Genomic DNA, 19,235 nt, shown 5'->3' with positions numbered 1-19,235 from the left:
GGCCGCAGGAACCGATGGATCTGATGGATCCGGCGCTACGCGCACGCGCCGTCGCAGCGGCGCGAGGGGGCGCGGCGTTCGACATGCTCATCACCGGCGGCGTCGTGGTCGACATGGTCACCGGTGAACAGCGCGCTGCCGACGTGGGCCTTGTCGGTCCGCTGATAGCCAGTGTTCATGCTCCTGGCACCCGCAGCGATGCCGCCTCGATCGTCGATGCCTCAGGCGCTTTCCTGTCGCCGGGCCTTATCGACACGCACATGCATGTCGAAAGCTCGATGGTCACGCCCGGGACCTATGCCGATGCGGTGCTGCCGCGTGGCGTCACGACTGTAGTCTGGGACCCGCACGAGTTTGGTAATGTCAGCGGCATGGCCGGCGTGCGCTGGGCTGCGGATGCCATCGCCGACCTGCCGCTGCGCTGCGTTCTGCTGGCGCCTTCCAGCGTCCCGTCCGCTCCGGGCCTCGAACTGGCGGGCGCCGACTTCGATGCCGATGCCGTTGCTACCATGCTCTCCTGGCCTGAGATCGGCGGCATCGCCGAGATGATGAATATGCGCGGCGTTATCGATGGTGATCCGCGCATGCATGCGATCGTCCAGGCAGGGCTTGCCGCGGGCAAGCCGGTCAACGGCCATGCGCGCGGCCTTGCCGGTGCGGACCTGCAGGCCTTCGTGACCGCCGGCGTCAGCTCGGATCACGAACTGGTTTCCTCGGAAGATCTGCTGGCCAAGCTACGCGCAGGGCTTTCGATCGAACTGCGCGGCTCGCACGATCACCTGTTGCCCGAGTTCGTCGAGGCGCTGAATGCTCTCGGCCACCTTCCGCAGACCGTGACGCTTTGCACGGACGATGTCTTTCCCGACGATCTCGATCGCGCCGGTGGGCTTGACGACGTGGTGCGACGGCTCGTGCGCTACGGGCTGAAACCCGAATGGGCGCTGCGCGCCGCGACGTTGAACGCCGCCGCTCGCCTCGGCCGCGTCGACCTCGGCCTCGTGGCTCCGGGGAGGCGGGCGGATATCGTGATCTTCGAGGATCTCTCGGACTTTCGCGCACGCACGGTCATCGCGGGCGGTAAACAGGTCGCATTGGCCGGACGAATGATCGATGCCTTGCCGCAAGCCGACGTCGAGGCGCTTGTCGGCACGATGAAGATCGAACCGTTGCGCGAGACCGATTTCGCCATTCCGGCGACGGGTTTGAAGGTGCGTGTGGCCACGATCGATCGCCCCCGCTTTACCCAATGGGGCGAGGTTCTGGCCGAGGTCGAGGACGGTTTTGTCGTTCCGCCGCAAGGCGCGACGCTGATCGTCGTTGCCCATCGCCATGGCCGCGGCGATAGCCGGCCGCGCGTCGGGCTGCTCACCGGTTGGGGAGAGTGGCGCGGCGCTTTCGCGACCACCGTTTCGCACGACAGCCACAACCTGACGGTCTTCGGCGGCAATGCCTGCGACATGATGGTGGCGGCCAATGCCGTCATCGCCGCCGGTGGCGGTATGGCTGTCGCATCCGCAGGCAAGATCGACGCGGTGCTACCATTGCCGCTGTGTGGCCTCGTCTCCGATGCGCCTTTGGCCGATGTGTCAGCCGGCTTTGCCACGCTGCGCGACGCTGTCGGGCGGATCGTGGATTGGCAGCCGCCCTACCTCGTCTTCAAGGCCTGCTTCGGAGCAACGCTTGCCTGCAATGCAGGACCGCACCAGACCGATCGCGGCATCGCCGATGTGGTAACAGGAAAGCTTCTCGAAAACCCGGTGCTCGAAGTGCTTTGATGCATCAAGCGGGGCGACGCTTGCCGCCTCGCTTGTCTTTGCGCTCGCCGGAACGGCTAGCGCAGTGGCTGCTGAATATTCAAGGTCGTGTCGAGAAAGCCTGCGATCGCCTTCGCCGTATCCCGATGAATGGTCGCTCTATCCCGACCGTCACCGTCGTCGCATACGACGCCATCACCCGGCGTTTCCGCCTCGATCAACGCCCTGGCGCCGGGCTTGCAAATTTGCAGGAAGCTGAAATGCGCGGCGTCCGCTATCTCGAGATAGCGAGACGTGCTCTGCGGCAGCCGGTCGGCGAGATAGCCCGATTCCAGTTTCGCGGATCTGGCGCCAACCTCGACACCGGCACCGACGACGAGTACCGGGATCTGCACCGTCGCCAGGCTTGCCGACGTAAACCCGCGCGCAAGACCAAGATCGAGAGAAACGACGGCTTTTACCCGCCTGTCGGCGAGATCCATCCCGAGTTGCGCTGCCGCTCCGGTGGTCTGCTCGATGCCGAGTTCATCGTAGACCTTGCAGGCGATCGGGCTTGCCTTCGATTTGCAGTCTTCCAGGAGTTGTCCTTCGTCGAACCGTGCGCCGGCGATGGCCATGACGGTCCATCCGCCGAGCGAGTGGCCGACTGCCGCTATCCGGGACGCATCGATGCTGCCGGCAATTGCCGGGTCGGCCATCACCGCATCGATGGCGCGGCTAAGATCGCGCGGGCGCTCCGAAAGCCGGGCGGCCTGACGGGGCGAACGGTCGAAGGCGGTTGTCCCCGGATGGTTCGGAGCCGCGACGACATAACCGCGGCGCGCGAGTTGATCGGCGAGCCAGAGCTGGTTGCGCCAGGTCCCGCCATAGCCATGCGATACGACGACAAGCGGGTGTTGCCACGGCAAGGGCGTTGCGTCACGCGCCAACGCCAAGCCGGTCCAGGCCGGCGTCTCTCCGACGATCTCGGTTTTTCCGTCGTTCGCAGCGGGGTACAGAATGGCGACGTCCAGAGGCCGGTCGCTGCTGGCATCCGCCAGCGTCGTCTGCTTGAAGCCGACCGGACCGGCGAGCGCGGTGCTCGCGGCGAAGCATGTCAATACGGCGAGGCATAGGGCGTATTTGTGCATGAAAGTCTCCATTGGCGCGGGTATTCGCCACCGGACTGTGCCCGGCCTATTTTGCGTTGGAGACCTAAAACGCAATCAAGGTCGCCGACATTTTTCGACAACACGTTCCCTGATCAACGGTCTGCCGAAGCACTCAGCTCCTGTTCCACCAATGTCGTCCAGAAGCTGACGCCGGGACCGATCGCCGCGTCGTTGAAGTCATAGGCCGTGTTGTGGTGAAGGGCGCCATCGACGGCGGGTCCGTTGCCGAGCCAGACGTAGCACCCCGGAGCTTCGAGCCCGAAGAAGGCGAAGTCGTCGCCGGCGGTCGATGGCGGAAACTGTGTTCGCGTCTTTTCTCCGAAGACGGCGCGGGCTGCCGAGAGCGCGCGTTCGCTCGCATCGGCGTCATTGACCACGGGCGGAATACGACGCTCAAACGCGTAGTCGACCTGGATGCCGTACATCTCGGCCGTGCCTCGCGCCAGACGGCCGATCTCTTCCTCAAGCTGGTCGCGGACCAAAGGCGTGTAGGCGCGGGCCGTACCGCCAATCTCGACCGTATCCGGGATGACGTTGAGCGCCTTCGGGTCGCCGGCGCGCACCGAACAGGCGCTGACGACGGCTGGCTGCAGCGGGTCGACGACACGGCCGACGATCGACTGCAGCGAGGCGAGGAAGGTGCCGGCTGCCGTCACCGGGTCGCGGCCGAGATGCGGCTTGGCGCCATGGGTGCCGACGCCGCGGAAGGTCAGCCGCCAGCTGTCGGAAGAGGCGAGCTGCGGTCCCGCCACCACGGCCATCTCGTCGGGATCGAGGCCGGGCATGTTGTGCAGGCCGTAGACCGCGTCGCAGGGGAAAAGCCGGAAGAGGCCATCCTCGACCATGCGTTTCGCACCACCGCGACCTTCTTCGGCCGGCTGAAAAATGAAATGCACCGTGCCGGAAAAATTGCGCGTCCTGGCGAGTTGGCGGGCGGCGCCAAGAAGCATGGCGGTGTGGCCGTCATGGCCGCAGGCATGCATCTTGCCGGCTTCCTTCGACTTGTACGGCCGCTCGCCAAGTTCGGGCATGGCGAGCGCATCCATATCGGCGCGCAGGCCGATCGAGCGGGTGCCGTTGCCGATCTGCAAGGTGCCGACTACACCGGTTTTTCCAAGGCCACGGTGGACTTTAAGGCCGGCTTCTTCAAGCAGTTTCGCGACCAGATCGCTTGTGCGAACCTCCTCGAAGCCAAGCTCCGGGTGGGCGTGCAGATCGCGACGGAATTCGGTGAGGAAGGGCAGGTCGTTGGTGATCCCATCTGGCACGCGCATTGTCTGGCAGTTCCTTGCATGTCTGTTGGAGAAGGGCCAACGAATTCCCCAGATTTGCGTCTGTCGGGGCGCCCTTTCGGTTTGATCGAAGTGGTAAACGGTATAGACGAAAACCGCCGGAACCAGAACAGTGGTCCGGTATTTTCATCGCCTTCGTTCGAAGCCTGAGTGGCGCAGAAGAGGACAGTACCGATGCAGCCGCATGAATTCTGGCAGGATGTATTTCCGCCGAAAAGTTTCGATACTGGAAGCGGTTATCGCGATTTCTTCCCAGCAACTCTTGCAGACGGTCGCCAGATCCTGCTGCCGATCCGTCAACTCTCCGATGGCAAACACGCGCTGGCGTCGCTTATCATCAATCAGGCGAGTTTTGCGGTCGAAGAAGCATTGGCAACGGAACTGGCTGCCAGGCTTGCGCCGTTCGAACCGGATGTTATCGCCGGCCTGCCGACGCTGGGGCTGACTTTGGCCGCCGCCGTTGCCCGCAAGCTCGGACATGCGCGTTACGTGCCGCTCGGGACGTCGCGAAAGTTCTGGTATGTCGATGATCTCTCCGTGCCGCTGTCGTCGATCACCACGCCCGACCAGAAGAAGCGGCTCTACGTCGATCCGCGCATGCGGCTGCTGCTTGAGGGCAAGCGAGTGGTGCTCATCGATGATGTTATCTCCAGCGGCACGTCGATCGTTGCCGGCCTGACGCTGATGGAGACCTGCGGCGTGGAGCCGATCGCGATTGGTGCGGCCATGCTGCAGACCGAGCGTTGGCGACAGCCTCTGGCCGATCTCGCAACGCCCTGGCCGGAACGCGTGATCGGTGTGTTCCGCACGCCCTTGCTGGCTCGAGCAGAAGACGGCGCCTGGCGCGCCGCCTGAGGAAATGCCGGCCGTGGTGTCAGGGCGCTATTGCGCCGGCCGCACCTTGTAGTAGACGGTCCCCGCTGCGCTGGAGGTGTTGGCGATGGTGTAGACATCGTAGGACGCCTGCGGGTCGTTGCCCATGCCGAGCGAACCTGAAGGCATGCCGGGCACGGCAATGCCTGATATATCCGGCTTTTCGGACACAAGCTTCTGCACGGCCTCGAGCGGCACATGCCCCTCGACGACGTAGCCGTCGATGACGGCGGTATGGCAACCCTCCATGTCGGCCGGAACGGAGAACCGTGTCTTGATCGGCGTCATGTCGGCTTCATCGCGGATGTCGACCTTGAAGCCTGCGGCTTCCATCGCTTCCGCCCATTGTTCGCAGCAGCCGCATTGCGGATCCTTGTAGACCGTCATCGGGCCTGCTGCGATCGCCACGCCGGCTGTGAGCATCGTTATGCCCATGATCGCACCGGCGATGAAATGTCTGCGTTTGACGTCCATCATCGGACGCTCCTTTCTTGGCTGTTCGGCTTGGTCGCCCAAGGCCCGGAATTGTTGTTATACCGGGCCTTGGGCATTGGATTACTTGATCTCGGTCACGGTGAGCTTGCCATCCACCCGGTCGGCGACGAATTCGATCGCGGCACCTTCCTTCAGCTTGGCCAGTATCGCCTCATCCTTGATCCGGAACACCATGGTCATGGCAGGCATGTCGAGGTTCTTGAGATCCTCATGGGCGATCGTCACTTTCTTGGCCGAGGTATCCAGCTTCTTGACCGTTCCCTTGGTGAATTCCGCCGCATGGGCCGATACGGCCATGACCAGGGTGGCGAGCAACGTTACAAACGTTTTCATGATGTCATCCTTTCAATGGGTTACGGTTACTTCTTCACAACTTCGAGCGGCCCATGCATGCCGGCGTCGTAGTGGCCAGGGACCAGGCAGGCGAACTCGAAAGTGCCGTTGTTGGTGAAAGTCCAGACGATCTCGCCGGATTTGCCGGGCTCGAGCCGGATGGCATTCGGATCAGCGTGTTCCATGTCCGGAAACTTCTCCATCGCTGCCTTGTGTTCCTGGATCTGCGCCTTGTCGTCGAGCACGAACTCATGCTCGAGCTCGCCGACATTCTTGATGGCGAAGCGCACGGTCTGCCCCTGGCGGACCTTGATGCTGGCCGGCGTGAAGATCATCTTGCCGTCTTCGGTTTCCTTCATCGTCACGCGCACAGTCTGCGTCGCCTTCTTGGCGTCGCCCGGCTCTCCGATCGACATGGCATCATGGCCGCCGGCGTGGGAGCCACTGGCGAGCATCGGCGAGGCGAGTGAGGATGCGGCGAGGAACGCCAGTGCGAATAGTGTCGTCTTCATCTTGGTTTCCTTGGTTGCGTTGGTAGAGGTCATGGCGGTCAGCCTTTTCTTGCGGGCGGCGGCGTGATCACTGTCTTGGCATCGGTTGCGCGGGTGGCCTCCGGCAGCGCGCCGGTCCATTCCCAGGCCTGCGTTCCCGGTGGGTTTTCGTACCAGCCGGGGTCGCTGTAATCGCCGGCGGAGATGCCATCGCGCACCTTCACCACCGAGAACATGCCGCCCATTTCCAACGCACCGTGCGGGCCCCAGCCCGTCATCATCGGGATCGTGTTGTCGGGAAGCGGCATTTCCATTTCGCCCATGTCGGCCATCCCGGCCGTGCCCATGGGCATGTAGTCGGGCTTGATCTTGCGGATCTTGGCCGCGACCTGGGTCTTGTCGGCACCGATGAAGGTCGGGATATCGTGGCCCATCGCATTCATCGTGTGGTGCGATTTGTGGCAATGGATCGCCCAATCGCCTTCGTACTTGGCATCGAACTCATAGGCGCGCATGGCGCCGACGGGAATGTCGATCGAGACCTCCGGCCATCGGGCTTCCGGGCGGACCCAACCGCCGTCGGTGCAGGTCACCTCGAAATCGTAGCCGTGCATGTGGATCGGATGGTTGGTCATGGTGAGGTTGCCGACGCGCACCCGCACCCGATCATTCTTGGAAACAACCAGCGGGTCGATGTCCGGGAAGATCCGGCTGTTCCAGCACCACATGTTGAAGTCCGTCATCTCCATGATGCGCGGGACATAGGTGCCCGGGTCGATGTCGTAGGCGTTGAGCAGGAAGACGAAGTCGCGGTCGACGCGCATGAAGGCCGGATCCTTCGGGTGGATGACGAAGAAGCCCATCATGCCCATGGCCATCTGCACCATTTCGTCGGCATGCGGATGGTACATGAACGTGCCGGACTTCACGAGATCGAACTCGTAGACGAACGTCTTGCCCGCCGGGATATGCGGTTGCGACAGGCCGCCGACACCATCCATCCCCGATGGCAGGATCATGCCGTGCCAATGGATCGTGGTGTGCTCCGGCAGTTTGTTGGTGACGAAGATGCGCACCCGGTCGCCCTCGACCGCCTCGATCGTTGGACCCGGAGACTGGCCATTATAGCCCCAGAGGTAGGCGGTCATGCCGTCGGCCATCTCGCGTTCCACCGGCTCGGCGACCAGGTGGAACTCCTTGACGCCGTTGTTCATCCGGTGCGGCAGCGTCCAGCCATTGAGCGTGACGACCGGCTGGTAGTCCGGGCCGCTCGTCGGCACAAGCGGTTTTTGTGTGGCGGCATTGTCCATGCCTGCCGCCTCCGGCAGGCCGGATGTCGAGGTCTGTGCCCAGGCCGTGGTGGAAACGAGTGCCGCGCCTGCGCCGAGGATTTGTCGTCTGTTGAACATGGTCATGGTCCCTTTCAATCCGCATCGGCCGCTGCGGGTGCGGCCGTCTCAACCTCCGCGCTCTCTGCACCGCCGCCATGGATGGCCGTCATCAGATCGGCGTCCGCGAGCCAGAAGTCGCGTTTGGCGTTGATGGAGAGGATCACCGAGTTCACCTTTGCGCGCGTGTCGGCGAGCAGCTCGAAAGTGCTGGTGATCATTCCGTTGTAGCTGAGGGTGGCTTCCTCCTCGATCTTCGTGCGCAACGGCACGACATTGTTGCGGTAGTGCCGGGCGATGTCGTAGCGCGAACGATAGGCCTGGTAGGCTGACCGCGCTTCCGAGCGGACGTTGACGGCTTTCTCGGCAAGCAGGTTGGCGGCGCGCATATGCGCGAGTTCGGCCTTGCGCAAGCGCGCCTGGCCGCTGTCGAAGATCGGGATGGAAAACTCCAGCTCCGCTTGGCCGGTGGTTTCGACCTTAGTGTCCCCGTCTTCGCGTTCGCGCTCGGCTTCGGCGCCTGCGACGAGCGTGAGATCGGTGACGAAGCGTGTCGCCTCCGTTAACCGATAGGATTTTGCCACGGCGTCGAGGTCGAGGCGAGCCATCTGCAGGTCGACACGGCGTTTGAGCGCTTCGGCCTCGATGCTGTCCCGGCGGGAAAGGGTCTTCGGCAGATCAGGCAGCCGGTTCGGCACCTCGTAATCGGCGTCGCCGCCCCAAAGCCCCATTTTCCGGGTGAGGTTCTCCTTGGCAAGGCGTGCGGCAAGGCGGGCTTCCGCCACCTGGCCGGCGAGTTCGGCATTGAAGACGTGCTCGCGTGCCTGGTCGCCCTTGCCCATGGAACCAGTTTCTCCGAGCTTGGCGGCGAGTTCGGAGGATGCGTCGGCTGCGGCCTGCGCTCGGTTGAGCTGTGCGACAGTCTCCCAGGCCGAAACCGTCTCTACCCATGCGCGGCGCGTCTCCGCCGCAAGCGCAAGTGTCTGCAAGGCCGCCGCAAGCTGCGCCTGACGGAAGCGTGCGTCCGCGACGGCGATGGTTTTCTCGCGCGTCATGAGCGCCAGGATATTGGTGGTGACCAGTCCTTCGATGGCCCGATAGGCTGCAAGCTCCGGTGCTCCGATCCCGGTGGTGCCGATCGAAACCGTCGGGTTAAGGAGCATCGTTGCCTGCCAGGCATCCGCCGACGCCTCGCCGAGATCGGCATAGGCGGCCTGCAGGCCCTTGTTGTTGAGAAGCGCGATCTGCACGGCGGTATCGGCGTCGACAGTTTTGCGTGCCAGCAGAGCCTTCACCTGGGCTCCGGCTTGTTCGGCCTGCTCGCGGTTCTGGATCCAGACGCTTTTCTTCGCCGTGCCGGCGCCGACCTTGGCCTCGACGGCAGTGAAACCGGCATCATTTGCCGAATACTCCGCGTTTGTCGCGCAGCCGGCAAGCGCCAAAGGCAAGCCGATGATCGCGGCAAGCTTGAACCTTTGCCTGCTCATGATGCCTCTCCCTTGGCGGGAGATTGGGCGTCGTTGAGCGGCACCCAAGGTTTTGGGCCAACCGGCTCGCGGTGGACATAACCGGCAACGGGGCTTCGGTAGGCCTGGCCGTTGACACCAGCGGAACTCTCCGAGGGATCGGCGAGGCTTGTGACCTCAGCCGGCATAGTCGTCGCGCATCCGCCCAAAAATATGGGCAGGAGCGCCATGGGAAACAGACGTTTCATGGTTCAACCTGACATGTGAATGATGGATATCGGTATCCGACCGGCAAAGCCGGGCAGGCCAAGACCTTGACCGCGAGACGCGGTCAGCTGTTCACGGGATCAGGCTCTTGGAGGGCGGTGCAGACCGGCGCTGTCGCCGGGGTTGAGTTGCGACTGCAGGCCAAAGCTCAAGGTGGCGCGTGGCACGCCGAACCGGGCTTCGCCGGCATCGGCAAGAACCGCGACAGACGCGCAGAACGTCTTGCAGCAGTCCTTCTTGTCGGCCTTGCCGCTATCACCGGTGGGTTTTGTCTTGCCGCTGTCTGCCTCCAGGCAGTGCTCGCTCTGCGCCGGCGCGCTGATATCGACCGAGGCATCCGGCTGCATCGCCGCGTGCATCTGCATCGCCGCGTGCGATGCGGCATGGGTCATGCCGGCGGCGCTGGAAAAGGGCAGCACAGCCAGCGACAGCATCGTCACCAGCTTGAGCATCGTCAGCAGACGCTGATATGCATTTCGTGCCTGTTCCATCATCAATCCGTAGAAACGCTCTCGATTCCTGTCAATGCTGCCGGCAGGGCTCGGGCTCACGAATGCGTGAGCCGCGGGCCCGGTTTCTTTGTTCTCAGGCCTGTCGGCGGTTGCGGACCGGGTCAATGCCTGCCGGGCCGAAGCGCGCAGGCTCCGGCGCTTTGCCGGGTTCGTTCGCCATGTCGGCGAGGTCGTCGAGGATCGGGCAATCCGGCCGGCCGTCGCCGTGGCAGTTGGCGGCCAGATGTTTGAGCGTCCGGCTCATCGCCTTCAGTTCCTCCGCCTTGCGCTCAAGGATCTCGACGTGTTCGAGCGCGATCTTCTTCACCTCGCCGCTGGCGCGCGAACGGTCGCGCCAGAGCGTCAGGAGGTCGGCCATCTGCTCGACGGTGAAGCCGAGATCGCGGGAGCGGCGGATGAAGCGCAGCGTGTGGACATCGTTGTCGCCGTAGTTGCGATAACCGGCCTCGCTGCGATCGGCCGGCGGAATGAGGCCGATCGTTTCGTAATAGCGGATCATCTTGGTCGAGACGCCGGAGGCGCGTGCGACTTCGCCGATGTTCATGGCTTCACCTTTCGAGAGGCGCGCAAAGCGCGGGCATTCGGATCGAATATAGGAACTCCCCCCGGCGGGCGCCATGCTGGCGGGAGCCGCCGGGGAGAGGAGGCGTTGATGTCATCGCGCCGCCGGCGTTTCCGCGACGATGCCGCGAAAACCCCTCAGCCGAAGTGCGTTGCCAAGTACGAAGACGCTGGAAAGCGCCATCGCGCCGGCGGCGAAGATCGGCGACAACAGCAGGCCATAGGCCGGATAAAGCGCGCCCGCTGCCACTGGGATCAGAACCGCGTTATAGGCGAAGGCCCAGAACAGGTTTTCCTTGATGTTGCGGATCGTTGCCTTCGACAGGGCGATCGCGTTTGGCACGCCCAGGAGGTCGCCGGACATCAGCACCACATCGGCGCTTTCGATCGCGACATCGGTGCCGGTACCGATCGCAAGTCCGACATCGGCTTCGGCAAGGGCCGGCGCATCGTTGATGCCGTCGCCGACGAAGGCGACGGCGCGGCCGTCGGCCTTCAGGCGCTTCAGGGCGGCAACCTTGCCATCGGGCAGCACCTCGGCGATGACTTGGTCGATGCCGAGCTTGGCGGCGATCGCTTCAGCCGTACGGCGGTTGTCGCCGGTGATCATCGCCACCTTCAGACCGAGATCGTGCAGCATGCGGATCGCCTGCGGCGTCGTTTCCTTGATCGGATCGGCCACCGCGATGATGGCGGCAAGCTTGCCGTCGATCGCCGCATAGAGCGGGCTCTTGCCCTCCGAGCCGAGACGGGCCGCCTGGTCGGCAAACACCGAGACGTCGAGCTTCAACCGGGCCATCAGCCGGTCGGCGCCGACATGGACGCTCCGCCCATTCACCACGGCGCTGGCGCCGAAGCCCGGAACGGCTTCGAAGTTCGCTGGCGTGGGGATGGCGATGCCTTCGGTCTTGGCAGCTTCGACGATTGCTTCTGCGATCGGGTGTTCCGATCGGGTTTCGACGGCGGCGACGAGTGCGAGCACGTCGTTGCGGTCAAAACCGGCTGATGTGTCGAGATCGGTCAGTTCCGGACGGCCCTTGGTGAGCGTGCCTGTCTTGTCGATGGCGATGATCTCGGCATTGCGCAGCGTCTGCAGCGCTTCGCCCTTGCGGAAGAGCACGCCCATTTCGGCGGCCCGACCGGTGCCGACCATGATCGAGGTCGGGGTCGCAAGGCCCATGGCGCAGGGGCAGGCGATAATGAGCACCGCGACGCCGTTGACGAGTGCGAAGGTCAAAGCCGGATCCGGGCCGAAGACGAGCCAGATCGCGAAGGTGACGGCGGCAATAGCGATGACGGCGGGAACGAACCACGCCGTTACCCGGTCGACCAGCGACTGGATCGGCAGCTTGGCGCCCTGGGCCTGTTCGACCATGCGAATGATCTGCGCAAGCACCGTATCGGCACCGACCTTGGTCGCGCGGAAGGTGAAGGATCCTGTCTTGTTGATCGTGCCGCCGACCACCTCAGCGCCCACGATCTTCTCGACAGGAACCGGCTCGCCGGTGATCATCGACTCGTCGACATAGGAATTGCCGTCGAGGATGGTTCCGTCGACCGGCACGCGGTCGCCGGGACGCACCAGCACGGTATCGTCCGCATGAACGTCGGCGAGCGGAATCTCGATCGTTTCCCCGTCGCGAACGACGCGCGCCGTCTTTGCCTGCAGGCCCATCAGGTGCTTGATCGCCTCGGAGGTGCGGCCCTTGGCGCGGGCTTCGAGCACTCGGCCAAGAAGGATCAGCGTCACGATGACGGCTGCGGCCTCATAGTAGACGTTTGCCGTGCCCTCGGGCAGAAGCCCGGATGCGAAGGTAGCAACGACCGAATAGCCCCAGGCGGCTGCCGTGCCGATGGCGACGAGCGAATTCATGTCGGGCGCGAGACGCAAAAGGGCCGGGATACCCTTCTGGTAGAAGCGAAGCCCCGGGCCGAAGAGGACGAGCGTCGTCAATGCGAACTGCAGGTACCAGCTCTCCTGCATGCCGATATTGATCATGACGAAGTCGTGCACGGCCGGGATGAAGTGCGAGCCCATTTCCAGGACGAAGATCGGCAGCGTCAGGGCTGCGGCGATCAATAGCGAGCGGCTGAGGCGCCGAGTTTCGCGCTCGCGCTTTTCGGCTTCCTCGTCGCTGCTCTCGTCGCCGGTGATGCGCTTGGCGTCGTAACCGGCAGCGCGCACGGCCTCTTCGAGGCTGGCTGATGTCGCGATGCCCTTGGTGAGGCGCACCGATGCCCGCTCTGTCGCCAGATTGACATTGGCGTGCGTGACACCGGGCACCGCCTTCAGTGCCTTCTCGATGCGGGCGACGCAGGAGGCGCAGGTCATGCCGTCGATTGCCAGTTCGATCGATTCCTCGGCGGCGCCATAACCGCTGTTTTCGATCGCCTTGACGATGTCGGCGGTCTTGGTCGTTCCATCGAACCGGACATCGGCCCGTTCGGTTGCAAGGTTGACGGAGGCGGACGTGACCCCTGGGACCGCGCGGATGGCCTTCTCGACGCGCGCGACGCACGAAGCACATGTCATACCTTCGACAGGTATGCTGGCCGTCAGGGCATCGCCGGGAATTGCTACGGCGCTCTTCGTTTCGATGGTGGTCACTGATCCCATGATCGCGGTCCTTTTCCTGTTCTTTTATCGGAAGATGGGGCTTCCAACGATGGGAAGGTCAAGGGCGGTTTGAAACATTTCTTCGGCCAATATGCATCAATCCACTTGCTCAGTACCGGTGATGCGAATGCACGACGGCGTGACCTTTGCCGCGCGCGATCAGCCAGCGATTGACGGGAAACGCGGCAGCGCCGGCAACGATGAGCGCGATCGCGAGGCTCGCCCAGAAGAGGAGGGAGGTGACGCCCGCATCCATCGCACCCGGGATGATCAGCATCAGGGCGTTGTCGACGATCTCCATGATCACGATGGACGCCGTGTCGGCCGCAAGCGCGAGCTTCAGGACCGCGGCGAACGGCATGCCTGCTTTGATCAGCGGAAACATGGTCAGGCCGTAGCCGAAGACAAAGGCAAGGAATACGGCAAGCGCGATGGTCTGGACATTGCCCCAGCCGAGCGCCGAACCGATGACCATGCCGAGCACCTCGCCGATGGCGCAGCCGGTCAGGCAATGCACCGTCGCAGATAGGCGAGGCGGTTGAGCGATGCGCCTTCGACTTGCGAGGGGTTTGTCGTCACGCTGCGGTGATCATGTCGGTGGGCGTGATGTTCGTCGCGCTGCATGTTCGGTCTCCGAGAAGATGCGGAGTCGGCAACCTAAAGGTTCCCACCGTTGTAAGGTCAAGGCGTGTCGCGGGCGGATGGATACTTGCCTTGATCCGGTGACGTTAAACGACAAACGCCCCGGCGCGAGGCCGAAGCGTAAAGCGGTGACTGGAGGCACCGTCGCGAGCTTGATTTAGAGCTGGAGGCTCTCGTAGCCTGCCGCCTTCAACGCTTCGGCGATCGGGCCGGGTGCGGCGACGGTTTCCACACTGACTTCGCGTGAACCGAGATCGACCTTGACGGTTGCCTGCGGATCAACGCTCAGGATCGCCTTTTGTACGTTGCCGGCGCAATGTCCGCAGGTCATGTTGTCGATCTTGTAATTCTGCATCGCTTGTCTCCTTCTTTTCGATGTGAGAAGAACATGGGGTTTCCCACCGTTGGAAGGTCAAGAGGCCGTCCGACGATATTTTTTCCGCGGCGCTTCGTCGGCCGCTGAAACCGGTGGCGAAAGATCACAAATCGGCCTGCCGGTTGGCCGCAAATGCTCCGAAAAATTTGAAAGTCTTTCATCGCCGAACCCTGGAATGGACGGCTAGCGGTCGGCCGCAGGAAGACGCACAATCCGCAGGCTGTGCACAAGGGCATTCGCGTCGTCTCAAGGGGGCGGACGATCGCCCGCCCGGCACGGGCCGCAAACGGTCCGTGATGTGATCGCGCCGGATAATTCGGGGATGATCGAAATGCACTGGTCGGGTCCTGGAGGAGACTGTGTCCCGATCTCTGTCGTTCGGCTGCGTCGTGGCGACGCCGCCAAGGGAGGAAATATGTTTGAACGACTTTTCAAGTTAAAAGAGCATGACTCGTCCGTGCGCACCGAGGTGATCGCCGGCGTTACGACATTCCTGACGATGTCCTACATCATCTTCGTCAACCCCGACATTCTGTCGACCACGGGCATGGATAGGGATGCCGTCTTCGTCGCGACCTGTATTGCTGCGGCGCTCGGCTCGGCCGTCATGGCACTCGTCGCCAACTGGCCGATCGGCATGGCACCGGGCATGGGCCTCAACGCCTTCTTCGCCTTTACCGTCGTAGCAGCGCTGGGCTTCAGCTGGCAGCAGGCTTTGGGCGCCGTGTTCATCTCGGGCGTGATCTTCCTGATCCTGACCGTAACAGGGGTGCGCAGCTGGCTGATCGCCGGTATCCCGCATTCGCTCAGAAGCGCGATTGCGACGGGTATCGGTCTCTTCCTCGGCATCATCGCACTGAAGAATGCTGGCATCGTCGTCGACAACCCGGCAACGCTGGTCGGCCTCGGCGATCTGAAGCAGACCGGGCCGCTGCTGGCGATCCTTGGCTTCTTCGTCATTGCCGTGCTCGATTCGCTGAAGGTCCGCGGCTCGATCCTGATCGGCATCCTCGTCGTCACCATCCTGTCGATGCTGCTGGGTGTCAGCGAGTTCAAGGGCATCGTTTCCGTGCCGCCGAGCATCGCACCGACCTTCATGCAGCTCGATATCATGGGCGCTCTGCATGGCGGCCTAGTCCACGTGATCCTCGTCTTCGTGCTCGTTGAAGTCTTCGATGCCACGGGTACGCTGATCGGTGTGGCCAAGCGCGCCAAGCTGGTGGAAGAAGGCAAGCCGAGCCGCCTCGGCCGCGCGCTTCTCGCCGACAGCACCGCCATCGTTGCCGGTTCGCTGATCGGCACCAGCAGCACCACGGCCTATGTCGAAAGCGCCTCGGGCGTTCAGGCTGGCGGCCGCACCGGTCTGACGGCACTGACCGTCAGCGTGCTCTTCCTTGCCGCGCTGTTCTTCTCGCCGCTGGCAGCGGCCGTCCCGTCCTATGCGACGGCACCGGCACTGCTCTATGTCGCCGGCCTGATGATGCGCGAACTGACGGAAGTCGATTGGGACGACCTGACGGAAGCGGCGCCTGCCGCGCTCACCGCGCTTGCCATGCCCTTCACCTACTCGATCGCCAACGGCCTTGCCTTCGGCTTTGTGAGCTATGTCGTGCTCAAGGTGTTCACCGGCAAGTGGAGTGTCATTCATCCGGCAACACAGATCGTTGCGGCGCTCTTCATCGTCCGCTTCGCCTTCTTCGCCGAATAAGAAAAAAGGCTGGGGCAGACAATGCCCCGGCCCCGATATCTCAGAACTTCCCCCGCGAAAGCTGACCGGACCGCAAGCATTCCTGCGGCTCCGGTCTTTTTACATTTGGGGTGACGTTTTGATCTGGTCGCGCGACAGCCTCGATCAATATTGCCCGGCCGGCAGATGCACGACGAGCCCGTCGAGCGCAGCGGAGACCGTGATCTGACAGCTGAGCCGGCTTCTATCCTCCGGGTTGACGACGCAATCCAGCATGTCCTGCTCCTGATAGTCGGGCGATGGCAGCTTCTCGCCCCACGCAGCATCGATGTAACAGTGGCAGGTGCCGCAGGCGCAGGAGCCGCCGCATTCCGCGGCGATGGCATCGATGCCGTTCTGAACGGCTGCCGACATCACCGACTGGCCGATCTCGGCCTTGACTTCGGTCGTTTTCCCTTCGGCATCCACAAAGACAATCCTGGGCATTGTTTGGTCTCCACTCAAATCTGAAATTGTTGGAATAGCGTCACGCAGGCTCGCGCGACTGCTGGCGCTCAGGCCGCCTTGATGGCGATCTGCAGCCGCTTCGGGCCGCGCACGGAGAGGCCGCGCTTGTATTCCGGCTGCGCATCGACAAGCTCGATCGTCGGGAAGCGCCGCAGCAAGGTGCTGAAGATGATGTCCATATCCAGCCGGGCCAGATGATTGCCGAGGCAGAAGTGCACGCCGCCGCCGAAAGCCAGGTGCCTGTTGGGGGTACGGCCGATGTCGAACATATCGGCGATTTCGAACTGCTTGGGATCGCGGTTGGCAGCGCCATAGAGCAATCCGAACTTCGTGCCGCGGGCGAAAGTCCGTCCGCCGATTTCCACGTCCTCGATGCAGTGACGATGGAAGAACGGCAGCGGCGATTCATAGCGGAACATCTCCTGCACCGCCGTCTGGATCAGTGCCGGATCCCGGCGCAGCCGCGCCATCTGTTCGGGAAAGCGCAGCAGCGCATGCATGCCGCTTCCAAGCACGTCGATCGTCGACCCGTGGCCGGCCATCAGGATCAGCATGCAGGTCGAAATGAACTCGTCTGAATTCATCGCGCCGGCGCGCTCGGCCTCGATCAGGACCGAGATCAGATCGTCCTTGGGGCTTCGCTCGCGCTCGTGTTTCAGGGCTGTCAGGTATTCGTAGAATTCGGTGGTGTTGGTCTCGGCGATGCGCTTGCGTTCATCCGACCGGTCGACGTCGAAGAACTGGACGATGTTTTCCGACCAGATGCGCAGTTGCGGACAGTCCTCGTCGGGAACGCCGAGCAGGCGGCCGATGATGTGGCCGGGAACGTGGGCGGCGAGATCATCGACGAAATCGATCTGACCGCGATCGGCGAGGCTGTCGATCAGCCGGTCGACATAGGCCTGGATCTGATCGCGCAGCTTGGCGATCATCGCCGGCGTGAACAGTTTGAAAACCTGCCTGCGCAACCGGTCGTGTACGGCGCCATCGCTGTCGAGCAGGCTGAACTGCACGAAGCGTGAGTGATGCGGCATGTCGTGCCAGTTGCCGGCGCGCTGGATCCTGGCGATTTCCTCGGCCGTGGCGATGTCGTCGAGCGAGCGGACCATGCGCTTGTCCATGACGATTGCCGAGACATCCTCGAAGCGCGAAGCCAGCCAGATGTCGAAATCCTCGAAATAGTGCAGACCGCCCTTGTCGCGCAGCGCCTTGTAGGTTGGATAGGGATCGCGCGCAAAATCGGGGGACAGGGGAGCGAACTCCACTTGGCTGCGTTTCGATAAGGTTTCTGCCATTTGCCGCACTCCCTGCAAAAGCTGCAGGATAACGTCATCAGGTGGTCCGAGGAAATGCAGCGCTCTCGCAAGATAATGGACAAAACTCGCATCGAAATGCAGAATGTCGCACATGTTGGCTGAGCGCGAAGAGATCTATTTCCACACACCGGCGCGTCTCGCCGGGGTGTTTCCCTACACGGCGCTGGTTGCCGGCGCTCGGGTGGCGTTGCCTGAGGAGCCGCCGATCCGCAAGCGCTTCCACCAGCACGTGCTCGTTCACACCACTGCGGGGCAGGGATTGATCGAGGTGCGCGGGCAGCGGTTCGTCGCCCAAAAGGACATGTCGATCTGGCTGGACACGTCGCAGGCCTATGAGCATCGTTGTGCGCCCGATGCCGGGGAGTGGCGCTATCTCTGGATGGGTGTCGAGGGGCACGGGCTGGACGATGTCTATGCCTTCCTCAATGTGCAACAGTCGCCGCTGTTCGAACCTTCCGATCGCGAAGCGGCACGGGCCGCGTTCCAGGCTGTCATCGGCTATCTCGATGACCGCACGTCGGCAACGGATGCGCTGGTCAGCGCGGCGATTGCCGGTCTCATCGCCAATTTGAGTGCGCCGCGATTGGCCGGTGCCGCACCAACCGACGATCCTGCATTGCGCGATCGGATAACCGGCGTGCTTGCGGCGGTCAGGAAGGACCTGGCAAAGGCCTGGACGATCAACGAACTTGCCGCTCTCGCACGTCTCAGCCCGTCGCAACTGTTTCGCAGATTCAAGGATTCGATCGGTACGACGCCGATGGATTGGCTGCGCCACGAGCGCATCAACCAGGCGAAACGTCAGCTGGTCGAGCCGGGAGCGAAGGTTTCAGCGGTCGCCGCGCTTTGCGGCTATCCCGACCCCTATCATTTCTCTCGCGATTTTCGCCGTTTGACCGGTTACACCCCGACGAAGTTCAGGCGCGACGGTGGGTACTAGTTCGCGCATGAAGAGATGACGGCACCCACTCGGTTCGAGCGGGTCCGTCCTCTGATTTCAAACCTGCCGTTTAACGCAGCAGGAATGGTTCCTCGAAGAAATGCTCTTCAAGGTTGACGCCTTCGCCGCCACGGTCGATCACGGCGAAGTCGGAGACGTCGTCGAGCGGCGTCAGGATGCCATGCCAGACATTGCGGGCGATGTTGACGCCCTGGCCTGGCGCAGTCCGGAAGGCAATCGGCTCGCTCGGGCCTTCTTTCGTCTCTTCCGAAACGACAACCAGGAAAGGGTTGTCGGACAAGGGAATGAAGGCCTGACTGCCGAGGGGGTGGCGTTCGACCATGGTCAGTTTCAATGGCAGCGGGTAGGGCTCGCCGCGTACCAGGCTGATCATCGGCCGGGCCTTTTCGCCGGCGGTTTCGATCTTGGCGAGGTCATGGTAGCGGGTGCATTTTCCGCCGTTGATGGGGAAACTGTAGGCGTTTTCAGTCTCGATCACGTCGCCGAATGGCGCGAATGCCTCGCGTGTCAGCGGCTTTATCTCGATCTCCTTCATGTGACGCTCCT

19 protein-coding genes are annotated in these 19,235 nt (G+C 63.0%); 4 read left to right on the top strand and 15 right to left on the bottom strand.

What is annotated here, in order from left to right; translation table 11 throughout:
* The first annotated feature begins 14 nt into the window (after positions 1–14).
* Complete coding sequence (locus AC244_RS12160) at positions 15–1,775, top strand: adenine deaminase (RefSeq protein WP_053249146.1); 1,761 nt, start codon at positions 15–17, stop codon at positions 1,773–1,775.
* Between the two features lie 56 nt (positions 1,776–1,831).
* On the opposite strand, the gene AC244_RS12155 is transcribed toward AC244_RS12160, so the two are convergent.
* Both AC244_RS12155 and AC244_RS12150 read right to left on the bottom strand, forming a co-directional pair.
* Positions 1,832–2,884, bottom strand: coding sequence for an alpha/beta hydrolase family protein (locus tag AC244_RS12155; protein WP_053249145.1), 1,053 nt, complete (start codon positions 2,882–2,884; stop codon positions 1,832–1,834).
* Between the two features lie 113 nt (positions 2,885–2,997).
* Positions 2,998–4,179 carry a M20 aminoacylase family protein gene (locus AC244_RS12150; protein ID WP_053249077.1) on the bottom strand — a complete coding sequence of 394 codons (1,182 nt, stop codon included), beginning with the start codon at positions 4,177–4,179 and terminating at the stop codon, positions 2,998–3,000.
* Positions 4,180–4,371: 192 nt separating this feature from the next.
* On the opposite strand from AC244_RS12150, the gene AC244_RS12145 reads away from it, so the two are divergent.
* A complete protein-coding gene (locus AC244_RS12145; protein ID WP_053249076.1) occupies positions 4,372–5,052 on the top strand; it encodes a phosphoribosyltransferase in 681 nt (226 codons plus the stop codon).
* 27 nt (positions 5,053–5,079) lie between these two features.
* Here the strand turns inward: AC244_RS12145 and AC244_RS12140 are convergent, their stop codons facing one another.
* The 10 genes from AC244_RS12140 to AC244_RS12095 form a co-directional block, all read right to left on the bottom strand.
* A complete protein-coding gene (locus AC244_RS12140) occupies positions 5,080–5,544 on the bottom strand; it encodes a DUF411 domain-containing protein (RefSeq protein ID WP_053249144.1) in 465 nt (154 codons plus the stop codon).
* Between the two features lie 81 nt (positions 5,545–5,625).
* The gene (locus AC244_RS12135; protein ID WP_053249075.1) at positions 5,626–5,898 is read right to left on the bottom strand and encodes a copper-binding protein; all 273 of its coding nucleotides are present in this window, start codon (positions 5,896–5,898) and stop codon (positions 5,626–5,628) included.
* Positions 5,899–5,924: 26 nt separating this feature from the next.
* On the bottom strand, positions 5,925–6,410 hold the full coding sequence (locus AC244_RS12130; protein WP_053249143.1) for a plastocyanin/azurin family copper-binding protein: 486 nt from the start codon (positions 6,408–6,410) through the stop codon (positions 5,925–5,927).
* Between the two features lie 38 nt (positions 6,411–6,448).
* A complete protein-coding gene (locus AC244_RS12125; RefSeq protein WP_053249142.1) occupies positions 6,449–7,798 on the bottom strand; it encodes a multicopper oxidase family protein in 1,350 nt (449 codons plus the stop codon).
* A 14-nt stretch (positions 7,799–7,812) separates the two neighbouring features.
* Positions 7,813–9,264, bottom strand: a complete 1,452-nt coding sequence (locus tag AC244_RS12120; RefSeq protein WP_053249074.1) for a TolC family protein — start codon at positions 9,262–9,264, stop codon at positions 7,813–7,815.
* Between the two features lie 326 nt (positions 9,265–9,590).
* Complete coding sequence (locus AC244_RS12115; protein WP_152975923.1) at positions 9,591–10,001, bottom strand: hypothetical protein; 411 nt, start codon at positions 9,999–10,001, stop codon at positions 9,591–9,593.
* 94 nt (positions 10,002–10,095) lie between these two features.
* Positions 10,096–10,566: a Cu(I)-responsive transcriptional regulator gene (gene cueR, locus AC244_RS12110; protein WP_053249072.1), complete on the bottom strand. Its 471-nt coding sequence runs from the start codon at positions 10,564–10,566 to the stop codon at positions 10,096–10,098.
* Between the two features lie 111 nt (positions 10,567–10,677).
* Positions 10,678–13,200 carry a heavy metal translocating P-type ATPase gene (locus tag AC244_RS12105; protein WP_053249071.1) on the bottom strand — a complete coding sequence of 841 codons (2,523 nt, stop codon included), beginning with the start codon at positions 13,198–13,200 and terminating at the stop codon, positions 10,678–10,680.
* A 109-nt stretch (positions 13,201–13,309) separates the two neighbouring features.
* Positions 13,310–13,675, bottom strand: coding sequence for a DUF4396 domain-containing protein (locus AC244_RS12100; protein ID WP_234716919.1), 366 nt, complete (start codon positions 13,673–13,675; stop codon positions 13,310–13,312).
* Between the two features lie 324 nt (positions 13,676–13,999).
* Entirely contained in the window at positions 14,000–14,197 is a 198-nt protein-coding gene (locus tag AC244_RS12095; RefSeq protein ID WP_053249070.1) for a heavy-metal-associated domain-containing protein, read from the bottom strand.
* A gap of 436 nt (positions 14,198–14,633) precedes the next feature.
* Here AC244_RS12095 and AC244_RS12090 point away from each other — a divergent pair, with 436 nt between their 5' ends.
* Positions 14,634–15,926: an NCS2 family permease gene (locus AC244_RS12090; protein WP_053249069.1), complete on the top strand. Its 1,293-nt coding sequence runs from the start codon at positions 14,634–14,636 to the stop codon at positions 15,924–15,926.
* Between the two features lie 144 nt (positions 15,927–16,070).
* Here AC244_RS12090 and AC244_RS12085 read toward each other — a convergent pair whose 3' ends face one another.
* A complete protein-coding gene (locus AC244_RS12085) occupies positions 16,071–16,391 on the bottom strand; it encodes a 2Fe-2S iron-sulfur cluster-binding protein (protein ID WP_053249068.1) in 321 nt (106 codons plus the stop codon).
* A 68-nt stretch (positions 16,392–16,459) separates the two neighbouring features.
* Complete coding sequence (locus AC244_RS12080; RefSeq protein ID WP_053249141.1) at positions 16,460–17,707, bottom strand: cytochrome P450; 1,248 nt, start codon at positions 17,705–17,707, stop codon at positions 16,460–16,462.
* 103 nt (positions 17,708–17,810) lie between these two features.
* Between AC244_RS12080 and AC244_RS12075 the strand changes: the two genes are divergently transcribed.
* On the top strand, positions 17,811–18,668 hold the full coding sequence (locus AC244_RS12075; RefSeq protein ID WP_082366828.1) for a helix-turn-helix transcriptional regulator: 858 nt from the start codon (positions 17,811–17,813) through the stop codon (positions 18,666–18,668).
* A 70-nt stretch (positions 18,669–18,738) separates the two neighbouring features.
* Here AC244_RS12075 and AC244_RS12070 read toward each other — a convergent pair whose 3' ends face one another.
* A complete protein-coding gene (locus tag AC244_RS12070; RefSeq protein WP_053249066.1) occupies positions 18,739–19,224 on the bottom strand; it encodes an ureidoglycolate lyase in 486 nt (161 codons plus the stop codon).
* Positions 19,225–19,235: the final 11 nt, after the last annotated feature.

Source organism: Ensifer adhaerens, from assembly GCF_001270265.1.
Lineage (GTDB): Bacteria > Pseudomonadota > Alphaproteobacteria > Rhizobiales > Rhizobiaceae > Ensifer > Ensifer adhaerens_B.
This window is presented reverse-complemented; position numbering and strand designations above follow the sequence as displayed.